Below are 15,956 nucleotides of genomic sequence, written 5' to 3'. Positions count from 1 at the left end.
AAATAATAAGATGATAAACAATGACAGGAATGAACGTCGAATCATAATGGGACCTCATTTCATAGAAAGTGGAGAGAAAAGATTTACTTTTCTCTCCTTATTATCTGGTGCTATTGCAAAATCTTATTGGCGATCCAAACTAAATCTGCAAAATTAATCTTGTCGTTATGATTGATATCTGCATCTTTAACCATGTGCCAATCCTCACTTGTAATGGTCTTTCCTTAATTCATCGTGTCCAGCGTTCAATAAATTCTCTTAAAGTTAGAAGCTAATTCTTTACAGTTTCTGTTTCAAGGACGCTAATCTCCGCGGCCGCTGCCCAGCCGTTAACACCCGTCGTTGCTTCGAGCTTGACATATGATGCATCTGTCGGATCAAAAGTTGCTACTTTCTCCGCATTGTCGTTTGCCCAAGTTCCGCTTGCAACTTTAGTAAAGGTCACTCCATCTGTACTAACATAAACGTTATATCCTGTAATATTTCCGTTGCTGCCTGATGGCCTTGGTAAATACGCGACCTTATCGATTGGGTAAGTTCCTCCAAGATTTAAGGTGATCGATTGGGGAAGAACATCAGATTTATCCCACTTTGTATGCCAAAAAGTTTGTGAATTTCCGTCAATCGCCATGGATGCTGAATTATTTTCACCAATCGTTTCCTGACTTGTCGCCGTTGCCGTCATTTGAGACTGAGTGATCTTATTAACCGTAACTTTAATGCTTGTTGTCAAAGGGACGTTATTGGGATTTTTCACCCCAGTTGGCAAAGTTACAGTTCCATTGACAGCGAAGGTTTGTGCAGTCCTTACAGTGGGATCATAGTTTGATGCATCTACATTCCATGTCACATTGGCTTCTCCCCTGCCTGCATCAGTATCCAAGGATACTGATGCAGGCAATCCAAGGGCTTCCGCTGTCTTCGCCGTTCCGATTGTCAACCCTGTTATGTTAGCAGGCGCAGTGATGCTGTTTAAATTAACACTATGAGCCTCAATGTCAATGTCCTGCGACGAACGGTTATACATGGAATCGTCGGCGAATACCCTTAGTATATATGGAGTAGTCGGCGACAAATCTGTAAACTTATAATGTCTGTATTCATCGAATGGTTTGTCTAGCGGCAGTGAAAGGCTGTTAAACGATTTGTCCACTTTCCCGGTGAGCTTGTTGATAAGCTGAATATTATATTCCAAAACGCGCACATTGTCATTTGCTTGCTTTATTGTAAAAGCAAGTTCGTTGTTTTTGTAGGAATCGACCGTAATACCCTCTTCAAACTGCGGAGCTATGAGTTCTTTTGTATCGCTCTTGTTATACGTAAAGGCCTCTTTGCCTTCGCCAACGTTCACTACAAGAGGTACGCTTACAAATTTATCCGTATTTAAATTATACTGTTTGATGATCATTTTTGTATCGTAAACCTCTAAGAAATTCGCGATGCGAGGCGCGGTCTTGTATTCGATATACGCACCTTCAATATATCCGCCGTATGGACCGCCATCAATATAACTAGAATATGACGTCGAACCTGCATCGAGATACGTAGCCACCCCTTGATAGAGAGAACGTTCGTCGGTCGGGTCGAAATGCGTATGACCTGACAGATATACTACCTGCGACAAATTCTTGTCAGCAATATATCTACCTACATTATTACTTGCCGAGGAGCTCCATGCCGATCCCCAATTGGTTCCACTTATAGGGAAGTGAGAAGATACAAATATCGGTTTTGTTGGATCGTAATCCTCTTCTTTTGTAATTTGATCTAGGTAATTTTTAGCTTTTTCAGACGTGTTGTTATTGTCATAATTCCCGTCAAAACCTACAATATTATATCCTTTTACCTTGACCCGATAAGCATCGTTAAAGAAATTGTTATCGTACGAGTTCGTAGATTCGTTCCATGCGCCAGCCGAACCGACAGGAATTAACTTTTCTGCACCGCCCATATCATGGTTACCTCTTATCATATAAAACTCCGTATTGTCGAATAAACCCTCATTTTTAAGTTTATCGTATACGCCCGTCAACTCATTCATCCACAGATATTCGATGGCATTGTTACCGCCAGTAATGTCGCCAGGAAGAAACATTACGTCGGCCTGTGGGAATACTTTCAGTTCTTTTCTGAAATTTTCTTCCACGCGCGCGGCTGAACCGGGATGACCACTAATTTCCGGGTCGCTGTCCACAATCATACTTAAATCAGCGGGCGTTACTGTTTTATTGCTCTTTTGATAGATGAATATGGCGTTGTTTAGTTCACGTTCATAATAATTGATCGTTTCCTGTGTAAATAATTTTTCTTTTTGCGTTGTTGCAACCGTATTTACCGTATTCAAAACCTTTTTCAAATAGTCAAAATCCATCTCGCTGAAGCCGTTGCCAAGACCGCCTGCTATTGTTTTATTTGCTTCTGAAATTGTGTCGTTAAGTGCGTTCATATCTACTTTATTTACAGCGTAACTATTATAATTAGCTTGGACTACATCACTGCTAAATGCACCTTTCCAAACATTCAAATCAGCTATATCGAATGAATTACCGCCATGTTTGCCCAATCCGTCGCTACCTATATTTAATGGGTTCGATGTATCTAAAGTTCCGATTCCAAGCGAAGTTTCAGTCATTTTGTAACCATCAATATACAACGATCCGAGCATTTTATCTCTGTCTACAACAAATGTCACGTAACGCCAATCGGAAGCATTAAACGTGTCGCGCCCAAATTTTTCTGATGTGGCCGGGAATCCTAAATTCATATTAACCGAATTGGCTGATGTATAAATCGCCCAGCCTTCGTTAGAGCTCTTAGTAAAATCCTTGTTTGATAATATGACCTGATTATTGTTCGTGTCACCCTTATACCAGAAGGATGTGGTAAAACTGTCATTACCAAAATTCAAGCTATGCTTCGTACCGACATAATTGCCGTCTCCGCTTTCTAAGTGCAGAGCTTTGGTCCCGGGTAATACACCGTCTACATAACTATAATTTCCTTTCCCTTCCAAGTTCTCTTGATTTGCATCGTCCTTTAAATTATTGTCGAATTTCATCGATGCAATAAGGGGGTTGGCATTTAATACTGCGTTCGTGGGCAATGAAGTTTTTCTGTCACTATTTGATGGTAAACCAACTACAACACGCAATTTTTTACCAATATCATTTAACGTTACGGTGTAGCTTTTGGATGTACCACCCGATTTTACATTAATATATTTATCGCTTATACGTGATTCCTGTACTTGCCATTGAAATGTTAGATTTTTGCCCTTTGAACCTTTACCCTTGATCACACTGGCGGTGATCGTTTGACCGTAAACCGGCTGCATATTGTCGATTTTGACGATTTTGTCGCCCGATGCGTCTGTGGTGGTCGATAACATAACGAATATCATCGTTAATACGAGGGTAATGGATAAAATTCTTTTCATTACAGAAAACCTCCATATTTTAAGTATTTTAAGAGTCTGTTCAAAAATCTTGTGAAATTGAGTAAAAAACAAAACCGTAGCGAAACTTTGATGCGGAACTCATTGATTATATCGATCATGTCGACGACTCCATTGTGATGGAGAAGGTCGCCCCTCTTTACAAGGAGGGCGGGCATCCTCCAATCGATCAGGATGAGAGGAGATTTTATGTAACGGAAATCCCCCTTTCGTTTCCAATATTGGAACCTTGATTCTCTCCTTCTACTGTTCTCATTAAACTGAAACGGTGCTTTAATCCTGGCACGCCGATATTTTGAAGTTCACCTCCCAGAATAGGGGGAATACATAGACGCCACCTCAAAACAGCATAAAATAATGCACTCACACAAATTACCTATGTTTAAAAATATAATACACAATCAATATTGATTTTCTGTAAATATCGTGTTAATTATTGTTGTGTTTATTAAAAATTACACAAAAACACATAAATAGCTGATGGTGGATTTTATTTTCCTGGCTGCAAAAAACAAAAGATTTACTTTGCTACTTGATTGATGAGAGAAGCTGAAATGAGATAAACTGAGTTTTAAAAACACATAAAAAAAGGAAAGTAGACGGCTACTTTTCCTTCAAATTAATCTTATTCACAATTTCAATTCCTTCTTTTTTATATATCTTCAGTACCTTTTCGGATAGATCTGAATCAGAAATAATACTGTCAACCCTTTCACTTATCTCCCAAAGTATCGTCCGGTTCTTCCGTCAATTTTTCTTTAACTTTATATTGTAAAGGACAAAATATATGTTTTTTATCTTCTGACATCAAAACAGACTCTTTTCCATTTTCAATCGTCTCCTCTGAATTTTTTTTTATATTCCTATCATTCTATACCTTGTGAATAAAAACCTTCTTAAACTAACCTGCCCCGTTAGTTTAAGTGTAACATTTCACAATGGATCGCCGAAACCTACTTGATGTTTGGACATAAAAATAGACCATCGAAATGATGGTCATGTTTAATTAAAGCACCCGTTAGTTGAATTAAAAAGTCGTTAAATTGCCCAACCCCATTCACCTTTTAAGACATTTTCTCTTTCATCATTATCAATATCTGTGAAATCCCATTCCTTCCGTATACACTTACGACAAGGTAATGGATAATTTTTATCTTCATCACATTCAAATAATGTTGAAAAACTTCGTTCCAAATCATTGGGGTCATAGAACAAAGTACAATGTTCAAAGTCGTGAATATATTGGCATTTACAGAAATCACACTCTACAAACCTAAAGTCAGAGTAATCATCTGCCACCTGTTTTAAAATTGTTTGCACTTATCATTACTTTCTCCTTTTAATAAATCAATAGCTTTAACGTATTATACAACATTATTCTTGTTCCACTAACCTGCTCCGTTAGTTGAATAATAAAAAAGAGTTGCCTAAGCAACCCATGTTCTTTTACTAAAGCACCCGTTAGTAAGAAAAATAATATACAAAATTATAATTTCTATTTCAAATAATGGGGAAATGTAACAGAAATCCCCATACTTTTTTCTGGATCTAAGAGAGGAATATGATTAATCCTTAAAGAAAGTGGGAAGTCCAACTTCTCTTAAAATGTCATTAAAATTGAATTCATAAGCATATTTTTCGTCAATTCCAGAATTCCTCAAAACTTTTCTTAAAGAAATAAACAGTTGTTCATCAACTGAAGGAAAGACAATTTCAAAAGGTTTTTCATAATCTAATTCGTTTAAATAATAAATGATTCCCTTATATAAAAATGGAAATTCTTGTTTAATAGGTTCTCTATTATCAAGAAATGACTTAATATAATGTTTCAAATGATAAATTTTTTTGGGGTCAAAATCAGGGTCTTTTTTTTCACGATGAGTAAAGATAAAAGCAGATTTAGCAGACCAATTACCAAGTCCTGCCCCAAAGACAAGAAGCGAATATTTTCGCACTTCATAATCAGGATGCAAAAAGTATTGATAATAATCATCATAGTTTTCTTTAGCCCAATTTTTACTTGTAATAAAAAAGCCAATTTCTGTTCCACTTAAAATACTCTTTGCCTTTTCAATTAGTGTTTTCTCCAAAAATATTAATTCCTTTCTGATAGCACTTTTCATTAGATTCTTCTTCAACTAAACTGCACCGTTAGTTCATTAAGAAAAAGTTCCCCTTACAGGAAGCCACATGTTTAACTAAAGCACCCGTTAGTTTAAGTGTAACTCTTCACAATCACTTGATATTATATAGATAAATAGAAAAATAAGTTAGAACTTAGTTTTTAATTGTAAAAGTAGGACAGTAGGTTATTTATACACTTATAATTTTTCAAAAAGGAGAGTTTATGAAAAAGACTATTGTTTTTGTAATAACGATATTTATATTATTCTCAGGATTCGCAGCACAAAGTTATGCATTGTCAGATTCGAAATCTGTAGCAATTCAAGCGTTACTAGATGATGCCTGTCGTATATCAGGTGTGCCTGGAATGTCAATCTCAATACTTGCGGATGATGAAGTGTTCTACTTTTCTTCTGGGTATGCAGACCGTGAAAAGGGGTTGTCTGCAAGTGAAAATACACTCTATGAGTTAGCCTCGGTTAGTAAAGCTTTTACTGGTATGGGAATTCTGCTATTGGAAGAGCAAGGGCTGCTATCAATGACTGACCCTATCCAAAAATATTTACCTTGGTTTACGTTAAAGTATCAAGGTAAACCTGTTGATATGAAAAGCCTTACACTAAATAACTTCCTTCACCATACCAGCGGCCTAACAAATATTAGGCATACTCAAAATATTCCACAAGGCAATACGCCGGATATGTTGCAAAAGACCGTGGAAACGCTAGTAGATGCTGAATTGGCGTTCTCTCCCGGTGAACAATATAGCTATGGAACCGTTAATTATGACGTATTGGGTTTGGTTATTGAGATTGTATCGCGACAAAGCTATGAAGACTTTATGAGGGAACAGGTATTTCTGCCTTTAGGTCTTCACCAGACCTATGTTTATAAAGAAGATGCTCAAGCATCTGGACAGTTGGCACAGGGCTACCGTTCTTCCTTTTTTATAACAACTCCATTTAACGCTCCGGATTATGCTGGGAATAAACCTGCCGGTTATATCATTTCTAATACAAAAGATATGGCGCGTTGGATGGGCATACAGATGAGTACCGAGCAGGATATACCCGATATATTTCACAGGGTGATCGAAAAATCACATAGGGGTGATATGTCTGTTTCGGCTGTCAATGATATGTATTATGCGGCAGGTTGGGCGGTAAACGCCGACCAAACGTTTATAGAACACACTGGGGGCAATCCGAATTTCAGAACCGAAGTAGCCCTACTGCCAAATGAACGAACAGCCGTCTGCTTACTAAGCAACGGAGCAAATACCAATATAAACCTGGTACTAAAAGTTAAAGATATATTAGACGGCAATCTTACTCAGTCATATGAAATAAGCGGCACACAGTTTTGGGACATCATTTTGTCGTCTACCACAATTATTCTTTGCCTATTGGCCGTTCTGTTATTTCTCTTAGGATTAAGAAAAAGGAAAACGAATGAGCAGCAACCAATGACAAAAAAGAGAACAATCGTAACAATTATTTTCCTAATCGCTACGATTGCCCAGTGTATAATGTTTTTTGCCTTCGATTGGTCAACGATACTTATTTGGCGAACATATAGTGTTCTTACAACTTTGATTTCGTCGACATTATTAACAGCAAGCATTACTTGGTTTGTATATACTCACCGATAAGATGCCTCGCTACGAAAATAAGCATAGTGATAAGTGAATAAATTAGAATTTATCGATATTCTTAATTTTAAAAACAAAAGACACCTCGGAGTCTTATTTAATGTGATCGACACTTCTCCTAGTTAAACTCACTTGCTATTTCTTGCACTAACCTGCCCCTTTAGTTCAACGAGAATAAAGGCTTTACTCCTTCTTGAAGTAAAGCACCCGTTAGTTGAATAAGAAATGACTTATTTTTTACCTTTTAAGTTACCATAATGGTCAACAATATTTTTCAACTGTTGTATTGTTGATTCCAAATAACTTTGGTCACTTTCAATCTCAAATTGCAAAATATTTTCTTGGTGTGCTAATTCTTGAAAATGCCCTTGAATGTTTATCTGACCCAACCTATTAAAGCTAAGGTCAAGTTTGAGAATATTTTCTGATTCTGAAAAGGTAGCATTTCCTTTTAAGTTGTGATTACATTTTTGCAACTGAATGAAGAACTCGTATACCTGTCCAGTTGAAAACCATAGTTCAGCATCTTTAACGTAATAATTGCCACTTCTAATTTCAATTTTCCCTTTTACATCGTAACCACCTAAATAGCTTGTTTGATTAGGGAAACCATAGACTTCATTTAATTCAATTCGAATGAACCCTTGTTTACCAACTATTTTAAACTCATTCACCTTATTCAACTCTTTCATTTGGAAACATTAAAATAAGAATAGCAAAGTCATCAAAAACTTAACAGTTCTTTCTTCAACTAACCTGCCGCTTTAATTGAATTAGAAAAAGGAGTTTCAAATAACTCCCGTACTTTCAAAGAAAGAGACAGCCCCTAGAGAACAAATAAATATCAATTGCAGATGGATTCCAATGAACAGTTTGGGTTCGTTTTTTAGTAAAGATTATCGGAAGGTGAATGAAAATTCATCTTCTTTTTTTATGGGTAAAATTAATTCCTTATTATTCTAAATTGTTAATCATATAATTTGACTTTGACTAACTTTGACATTAAGATTCGATTTATAAACCATCTAACTATATATCTAGTTTTTGGAGATTGACTAGCGAAAGGAGGAGTAGTTTAATGAAATCACAACAGAAGGCAGGGTGCCCGAAATGCAGTAGCATCATAAGTACAGTTCTTAAAGAACAAACTATTAAAGATCCGAATTTAGGACTAATTAATGTTCAGTTACTTCAATGTGCAGAGTGTTACCATAGATATAAAATGGCTGACAATGGCATTGAGCGTTTTCACTATCCGAGAAAGTAATTAAGACGACCTTTCCTATTAACAACTAATTAAAACATACAAAGGGGTAGTGACGAATGGTAGAAATTCAAGTTTTTAAAAATGGTGTACTCATTCAAGAATGCGAGTCTATCCAAGAGACAGGACGATGGTTAAAAGAACATACAGGAGATAAATTTTTCAGATTCACTAAGATTGAAAGAGGATATTGTTATGGGGAGCCCTGGGATTTTAATGGAGCTAGATATAAATTCGTAGCTGCCGAAGAAGATGCTAGTAGACGTAAACTGGAATTAGAAGCGAAGAAGTAGTAAATGATTTCATTATTACCGCTATTAGATGCAATTATTGATTCAGTTATTTACGCAATAGAAAAACTTTGAAAACACTAAGTTTTGATTTATAATACACATAAAAAATGAGCTGGAAAATGTCTCACCAAGCTCATTTTTTTATGTGTATCTTTTTTCATTAAAGCACCTCGTTAGTTGAAGAAGAAAATTTTCTCCTTAAATGATAAATACTCAGGTTTATATTCGTTGCGTTCTTAATTGTTTTCGTCCTGCACTATTTATTATTCAACTCTTCAATGATTTGAACGGCTTCCCCGACATCATGAACCCCAATTAAATCGATTTTGAGACTAAGCACCTTTTTGACATCCTTGGCCTCAGAAAGGTTTCCAAGTGGAAGGATAATATATGGCAAGCCATTTTCATTAGCAATCCATACTTTTTCCTTTACCAAGCCAATTTCCTTTACTTCCCCAGAATCATTGATAGCTCCTGTCACGCCGAACTGCAAATCATTTTTGTACTCCCCTTGTTTTGAAAGGCTAGATAATGCCAAGGCTAATCCCGCACTGTTGCCGCCGGAACCATCACGTGACAGAAATTCATCAATCGAATCGTTACTTGTATTTAAATAGGTCCGCACATTTTCGGCCATTTGTTCAAATTCATCTTTCTGAATGCCCATTGTCTCGACGATTGCTATGTTTTTACTGCTATAACGCTCGTGGTTCTTGATAGATTTAATTTCAAAGAATTCCGCGTTGCTGTTGACGTAACTTTCCAGAACTTGTTCGCTATCTACGGAGCCCAATATCGTCTCATTCACTGCTATTAAAAAAATTCCGGAACCTTTTATTAGTTCCTCTGGAGCAGCGGGGCTGGTTACGAGGTATTGATGGTTATCAACTAGAATGAGCGGCATTTCGTAAATCATTAAGAGTAATGAAGTGATGATGGAAAAAACAAATGGTGGTTTAGGAATCGTCAGTTTTCTTACGCTCAGTGTAAAGAGAGCGATCAACACAGTCATGGCCAACAAAACGTTCACAAAGAAAAAGCCTGTAATGACATTGATGAGATATAAATAAAGCTCGGTAAAATACACGAGGATCATTGCTATAAAAGGAAAATTAGGATGTGTTTTCTTGTGGTCAATACTCATTTATCCACCTCTCTTTTATACAGAGTTCATTATGAAAAAGAGCCAATCAAAGACTAATTCCCGAACCTGAAGCAATATTCCACACTCCATTTATTAACATATTTTACTTATTCAATATCATTATCAAAGATTCCTTCTTCAACTAACCTGCCGCTTTAGATCAATAAGAAAAAAGAGCTGCCAAAGCAACCCCACGATCTTTTCTAACGCACCCGTTAGTTGAAGAAGAAATTTTTGGGATATAAATAATCCTCTTCACTATCTATGTCTGTATATTTAGTAAATACAGACTCAAATTCACCGTTATCGATAAGATAATTAATTACTTCATAAATTCTTTCTTTGCTCACAATATCAATTAAAACCATATCACTCGCCTGAAAGTAGGCTCCATTCATACATTCGCCTGACTTTGCATTCTTTTCTCTTTGGCTTTCAATGTTTCTGTATGTAAAAAATGTTGCCATCCATACAGTACGGTCTGAAAAAGTAACTTTGATATCCGTATTTTCATCCTCAATATCCCATTCAGAATCTTCCCACTCTTCAGCTTCTATCCATATATGTTTATCTTTTTCTATCATAGAAACTCCACCTTTACTTTTTTCAACAAGAAAAAGTTACCCTTACATTCAGCCACTTGTTTAACCTAAAGCACCCGTTAGCTTAATTTCTACCCCAAAACATTTCAATTTCATTTGAGGCTTTTCTCGTCTGTGAACCCATATACTTATAAGCATTTTTTAGAAGCATCTTAGAGTCGCCAAGTTGTGCAAGTATAGTAACGCTTAGTAAATCTTTAACATCATCATCTCCTGAAGTTGCCATCAGTTCAAGATAATCAAATAAATTCTTTATCTTTGGAATATCCTTCTCTTTTCCAATGAGTTCAAGAAAATAATTGGTGTATTCACCGAAGAAAACGTGATTTAAGGTTTCGCCATAAAATTCAATATGTTCTTGTAAGTCACACTTATACTCTTCAAATTCATCTGTAAAGTGTATTGCTAAGTCTTTATATTCCATTTTTTCTCCTTTTCCTGAACAACTTTATAAAACATTGCTTCTTCAACTAAACTGCTTCGTTAGTTCAATAAGAAAAAATTCTTTACCCTTTTTGAAGTAAAGCACTGAATAAGGAAAAAAGTTAAATCCTGTTAATGTTTCTCTATTAGTTCATTTATTTAATTTCATCTTAGACTTTAAATTTAAGATAAGCTCATAGCCAAAAGCTACTAACAATCCAGTCCAAAAAATTACAATGGAAGTAAAAGGCTCATCTCCATATATTAGAGAGTAAATATAGTTTAAAAATAATAGCAACATATAGGTGTAAAAACCAAGTATTACTCCTTTTCTCGAATTAAATGACTCTATTTTAGACATTTTTCTGAAGAACTTCATTATAAACCCTCCACAATATAAATTTCCCCTTACTGTTACATTAATGCCGTTACCCTCTATATCTGAACATAATATATTTCGCTAACCTGCTTCGTTACTTCAATAAGGAGGTTGGTTTTAATTTAATGGTCCATATAAATTTATAAATTCTCCAGTGTATGCATCCATCACAATAGTTGATTCTTGACCAGTGTATTTTATTGTAACTTCCCACTTCATTTTATTCGTTATTTCATTCCAATACCCTTGCTTTGGAATGAGATTCACACTAATATTCTCAGGTGAGATTTCATCTAAACCATTGAAGGATATTGCGTTTTTCCACTCTTCTGGGGGATTTAACAAATATTTTTCTGCATTATTTATTGCTTCTCCAGTACTAATAATAGGCGATTGATAAAAGTATAAAAAAAACATTAACAGAATAACTACTAAAACTATTAGTATTTTTTTCAAATGAGAGCACCTCCTTACACTAAATCACTGCTTTATTTACTCTGTGGTGCTTTAGTTTAAGAATAAACAGTTGTCTAAGCAATCCATGTTCCGCAAGATCACCCATTAGTAAAATAATTAAACTTAGACTTTTTTAACCCTTAAAATGGTAAAGACTGTTTCTCCCATTCACTAGGTCCTTCACCACTTTCATTAAATTTCCTCCAAGAATCTCCATTTTGCTTATCATAAAAAATGATATTGTTTTCATTAACTACTATTAGTTCATATCTATATTCTTCCTGTTTAGGCTGTTCAGCTTCTATTGTCCTCTTATTATTTGCAATATTTTCAAGTGTATTTGAATAAACCCACGTACTCAATAAAATACACAACCCAAAAAACATAATAGAAATTGAAATTAAATTTTTATTCATTCCTAAAACTCCTTATAAATTTAACTTTATATTCAAAAAATGACCTATTCATCCTTTTTCTGTAACTTAACATCCTTATACAACTAAACCGCTTCTTTAGTTTAAATAAGAAAAAAGGCTTTACTCCTTATTTGAAGCAAAGCACCCGTTAGTTTACGTACAATAAGTCTTCCCAGTCCGTTTCGTTATCAATATAAATGTCGATTATAGCCCCAATACTATGTGCAAAAGCTATTATGGTTGGATCTAAACGCATCCCGGGTGTTTGAGCGTTGTAAAAATTATAGTGGACGAAAAAAATGCAAGTTAATTGATACTTTTCTTTATATGCATTAATTAATTTGATATGTGTTCTTAACGGAGCAATCAATGATTCAAATAAATCTTTATCCATATCTTCTTCAAAATGTAACTTCATTTCTCCAGATTCCAAGCTCCATACCGTTTCAAAACGCTTTCTTTGTCTTGTTCCAATTATATAATCATCACCAATTTTATAGGCTTCTGTTGGAAGGATTCCAATTTCAGTTGTAAACGCATCAATCGGCCATTCATCTGCCACTAAACTGAACCTTATAAACGCACAATCTTTTTCCAAATATTTCACCCCTTGTCAACATAAAAAACAAAAGTCCTTGACAATAATTTACATATATTAACTTATTCAACGCAATCGCAAAAATACCTTCTTCTTCAACTAAACTGCTGCGTTAGTTTAAGCGTAACACTTCACAATGGATTTCTGAGATCTACTTGATGTTTTGGACGTAAAAATAGACCATCGAAATGATGGTCTTGTTTAACAAAAGCACCTGTTAATTAAAAAAAGTATATTCTTTTTAACAATAAAGTAATTATTTATTTCTAAGCCGTTATGGCATTTAGTTACTTTTCTCTTTGGTCAACTTTTATTTATATTTCTAAAAACTAACTAAACTCCAAACTGTTTTAAATGATGGTCAAGGTGCTTGTATATTCCTTTTCCCCATTGCTCGGAAGTAAGTTTACCAAAAAATGGATGTGGATGAGTCGTACACTTCTTTGGACCATTAATTTGGAAAGTTATAATTTTTTGTTTCAGTTTTTCCTTCTCTGTTTCAAATTCTTTTTCATCTACAATCAAAATGGTCGGAATTGTAGACATATTTTGGGCTAATGGCTTGTCGTTATAAAAAATTAGTTTCACAAAGTTTCCTATTAATATTCCTAACCAACCTCTCGCTGGAAAAGAATGTCCCATCGCAATATCTTGAAAGGATGAGCAATGTGCTAGCATTTGAGCAACATCCATTTTACCCCATTGGGGTTTTGAAATTGGGCTTAATTTTTCAAAACGGTTTAAAATTTCCTCTGAATGCAATTGATTAAAAATATTATTCATTTGTTCATCTCCCATTACCATTCTACCTCTACATCACCACAAAAAATCCATTTATTCTGTTCTGCTTCTTTAGATATCAATTTTCTCAAAATCTCAAAACAATAATAACATAATAATCCAATTTTGTTCGAAAATCTTATTCCATTAAATTGCCAGATTGTTGAAAAAATTAATGACGATTGTTCAACTAAACTGCCCCGTTAGTTTAACGTGTAACATTTTACAATGGATTTCTGAGATCTACTTGAAGTTTTGGATAAATAAATAGACCATCTAAATGATGGTCTTGTTTCACTAAAGCACCCATTAGTTTAAGTACATTTCTTCACAATCTTTATTTGATAGGGTAACTTTTATAGCCCCATATCTTGAGTCAAAGTTTCTAGATTAATCGAATCAATTGTTTTTATAGCTTGTTCTCCTTCATCAGTCTTCCATAATAGAATGTTTTCTCCGAAATCATTTTGTTTAATTTTACTAATGCTATAATAATAAGTTTTATTATCAAATGTTCGTGTTGTATGGATGTTTAAAAATGAAGAGTCATAGATTGTATATTCATGACCTTTATATGTGCTAAGCCGATTTTTATCGTTGTTTTGAAATGGCATTGTACTAATTAGAATTTCATATCCTTCTTTACTTGAGTCTAAATATGTTAAATATAGTGAATTTAGATCTTCTTTGGAGAATTTATCAATTTCATAAATTTTATCTTTCTCTAAAGAATTATAGTTATCTGGTGTGATTGTAAAACTAATTTCTCCTTCACTAAAAGTATAAACATCTAAAACTTCCGGGATGATAAGCCAGTTTATATTGTTAGGTATGGCTGAAACAGAAGTAAATGAAATATGTGTATTAGATGCTAATATACTCTGAGCATTTTCCTTATCATCTTCGGGAATACTCACTACTTTATATTGTCCAAATTCTAATTTTTCTGCTTCTTCAGTGGCTACTTCAATAAGCTCATCCATTATCGCTATTTCTTCCTCGGTCATTTCTGATGGCTCTTGAGTAATCTCTAAGTCCACTTTTTCAGTATTAACAATATAATTAAATATACCCGTAACGATTTCATGTAATTTTATGTGGTCAATCAAGTCTCTAGTATCATCTAGAGTATGAATGGTATCTAGATTATTCTGACCTATAGTAATGGCAGGATAATTATATTTAGAAAAAGACACATGGTCACTTGTTAAAGATGGATTCTCTTCGGTTATTTTAAATTCATTTGAGGATAAATAATCAACTAATCTATCCCTTAACACTTTTCCATTATCAGCATTTACTATCACATACTCATCGTCATTTTTATCTCCTACGCTGTCAATATTGATATTAGAAATGTTCTTATAATTTTTCGCAATATCTTTTACAAATGCTTCACTACCTTGCAAACCTGACTCTTCTCCATTAAAAGCAACTAAAATAATATCTGATTGAAATTCTTCTTTTAAACTATGTTGTTTTAAATTTATAGCAAGTTGTATTAACCCGGCTACACCTGAAGCGTTATCAATAGCACCTTCAAAATAATTACCATCCATTGAACCAAGCGAATCAAAATGAGCTGAAATAATTACGGCGTCCTTATGATCACCATGTCCTTTTCCAGCGATTTTTCCTACTATATTATTGGCCTCTATATCTTCACTAATTAGTTGCATGTTCAAGTTAACTTGCTGAATGAGGTCAACACCTTTTTCTAATATCTTCTTATAGATGTCCTCCTGTATTTGAATGATAGGTATACCACCAAAACCACTTGGTAAATGCTTAGATAATATAGGTGACTGCTTAAGTATGCCTTTAATATGTTCATTATTTAATGGATATTTATCCTGAGTAACAAATAAACAGTCCTCATTAATAAGTTCTTCCTTTTGAGCGCAAATAGGTAGTTGAATTTGTAGATCTTTTACTGAATTTTGTACAACAAAATCTTTTTCATAAACTAAATTAATCTCCTCACTATCCTTTACAAGTGACATCTTAATATTTTGTTTTTCGGGATTGTAAAAAGTATGGGTGTATGGATGCATATAAGATTCATTAAAGACCGGTTCTAAACCTATAGAGGTGAACTGGGTTTTTATATATTCTTGCGCTTTTTTATTACCTGTGGTACCAGGTAATCGCCCCATCATTTCCTCGCTAGTAAGATGATTAATAATAGATAAATACGGATTTGTATCTAGATTCTCGGATTTAGTGCAGCCTGATATAAATAGTAAAATAGTAAAACAAAGAAAAAATATTTTAAGTCTCATAGTAATCCTCCTCTTTCAACACTTACCTAATATACCATATTTTAAAATGACATACATTATATTACAAGGAAATATTTTAAATACAGTTAA

16 protein-coding genes are annotated in these 15,956 nt (G+C 34.4%); 3 read left to right on the top strand and 13 right to left on the bottom strand.

Annotated elements, in window-relative coordinates; genetic code table 11:
- Window positions 1-271: 271 nt before the first annotated feature.
- The 3 genes from AN959_RS15615 to AN959_RS15605 all read right to left on the bottom strand — a co-directional run bounded on the left by AN959_RS15615 (window position 272) and on the right by AN959_RS15605 (window position 5,577).
- Window positions 272-3,436 (bottom strand): discoidin domain-containing protein, encoded by a 3,165-nt coding sequence (locus AN959_RS15615; protein WP_056832029.1) that lies wholly within the window; start codon window positions 3,434-3,436, stop codon window positions 272-274.
- Between the two features lie 1,056 nt (window positions 3,437-4,492).
- Window positions 4,493-4,774, bottom strand: a complete 282-nt coding sequence (locus AN959_RS15610; RefSeq protein ID WP_056832027.1) for a hypothetical protein — start codon at window positions 4,772-4,774, stop codon at window positions 4,493-4,495.
- Between the two features lie 245 nt (window positions 4,775-5,019).
- Window positions 5,020-5,577 (bottom strand): hypothetical protein, encoded by a 558-nt coding sequence (locus AN959_RS15605; protein WP_056832025.1) that lies wholly within the window; start codon window positions 5,575-5,577, stop codon window positions 5,020-5,022.
- A gap of 224 nt (window positions 5,578-5,801) precedes the next feature.
- On the opposite strand from AN959_RS15605, the gene AN959_RS15600 reads away from it, so the two are divergent.
- Entirely contained in the window at window positions 5,802-7,229 is a 1,428-nt protein-coding gene (locus tag AN959_RS15600; RefSeq protein WP_056832023.1) for a serine hydrolase, read from the top strand.
- 230 nt (window positions 7,230-7,459) lie between these two features.
- On the opposite strand, the gene AN959_RS15595 is transcribed toward AN959_RS15600, so the two are convergent.
- Window positions 7,460-7,903, bottom strand: coding sequence for a hypothetical protein (locus tag AN959_RS15595; protein WP_056832020.1), 444 nt, complete (start codon window positions 7,901-7,903; stop codon window positions 7,460-7,462).
- 404 nt (window positions 7,904-8,307) lie between these two features.
- On the opposite strand from AN959_RS15595, the gene AN959_RS15590 reads away from it, so the two are divergent.
- A complete protein-coding gene (locus AN959_RS15590) occupies window positions 8,308-8,496 on the top strand; it encodes a hypothetical protein (RefSeq protein WP_056832018.1) in 189 nt (62 codons plus the stop codon).
- A gap of 56 nt (window positions 8,497-8,552) precedes the next feature.
- Entirely contained in the window at window positions 8,553-8,786 is a 234-nt protein-coding gene (locus AN959_RS15585; protein ID WP_056832016.1) for a hypothetical protein, read from the top strand.
- Window positions 8,787-9,042: 256 nt separating this feature from the next.
- On the opposite strand, the gene AN959_RS15580 is transcribed toward AN959_RS15585, so the two are convergent.
- The 9 genes from AN959_RS15580 to AN959_RS15540 form a co-directional block, all read right to left on the bottom strand.
- A complete protein-coding gene (locus AN959_RS15580; RefSeq protein WP_056832015.1) occupies window positions 9,043-9,930 on the bottom strand; it encodes a S16 family serine protease in 888 nt (295 codons plus the stop codon).
- 215 nt (window positions 9,931-10,145) lie between these two features.
- The gene (locus AN959_RS15575; RefSeq protein WP_056832013.1) at window positions 10,146-10,514 is read right to left on the bottom strand and encodes a hypothetical protein; all 369 of its coding nucleotides are present in this window, start codon (window positions 10,512-10,514) and stop codon (window positions 10,146-10,148) included.
- Between the two features lie 82 nt (window positions 10,515-10,596).
- The gene (locus AN959_RS15570; protein ID WP_056832011.1) at window positions 10,597-10,956 is read right to left on the bottom strand and encodes a hypothetical protein; all 360 of its coding nucleotides are present in this window, start codon (window positions 10,954-10,956) and stop codon (window positions 10,597-10,599) included.
- 150 nt (window positions 10,957-11,106) lie between these two features.
- Window positions 11,107-11,334, bottom strand: coding sequence for a hypothetical protein (locus AN959_RS15565; RefSeq protein ID WP_056832009.1), 228 nt, complete (start codon window positions 11,332-11,334; stop codon window positions 11,107-11,109).
- Between the two features lie 117 nt (window positions 11,335-11,451).
- Window positions 11,452-11,790, bottom strand: coding sequence for a hypothetical protein (locus tag AN959_RS15560; protein WP_056832007.1), 339 nt, complete (start codon window positions 11,788-11,790; stop codon window positions 11,452-11,454).
- A gap of 140 nt (window positions 11,791-11,930) precedes the next feature.
- Window positions 11,931-12,206: a hypothetical protein gene (locus AN959_RS15555; protein ID WP_056832005.1), complete on the bottom strand. Its 276-nt coding sequence runs from the start codon at window positions 12,204-12,206 to the stop codon at window positions 11,931-11,933.
- A gap of 148 nt (window positions 12,207-12,354) precedes the next feature.
- On the bottom strand, window positions 12,355-12,804 hold the full coding sequence (locus AN959_RS15550; RefSeq protein WP_056832003.1) for a DUF4279 domain-containing protein: 450 nt from the start codon (window positions 12,802-12,804) through the stop codon (window positions 12,355-12,357).
- A gap of 333 nt (window positions 12,805-13,137) precedes the next feature.
- Window positions 13,138-13,587, bottom strand: a complete 450-nt coding sequence (locus AN959_RS15545; protein WP_056832123.1) for a DUF1569 domain-containing protein — start codon at window positions 13,585-13,587, stop codon at window positions 13,138-13,140.
- Between the two features lie 353 nt (window positions 13,588-13,940).
- Window positions 13,941-15,866: a M28 family metallopeptidase gene (locus AN959_RS15540; protein WP_056832001.1), complete on the bottom strand. Its 1,926-nt coding sequence runs from the start codon at window positions 15,864-15,866 to the stop codon at window positions 13,941-13,943.
- Window positions 15,867-15,956: the final 90 nt, after the last annotated feature.

The sequence above is a fragment of the Psychrobacillus sp. FJAT-21963 genome, assembly GCF_001420585.1.
Lineage (GTDB): Bacteria > Bacillota > Bacilli > Bacillales_A > Planococcaceae > Psychrobacillus.
The sequence above is the reverse complement of the archived record's forward strand: the minus strand, read 5'-3'. Positions and strand labels throughout refer to the sequence as shown.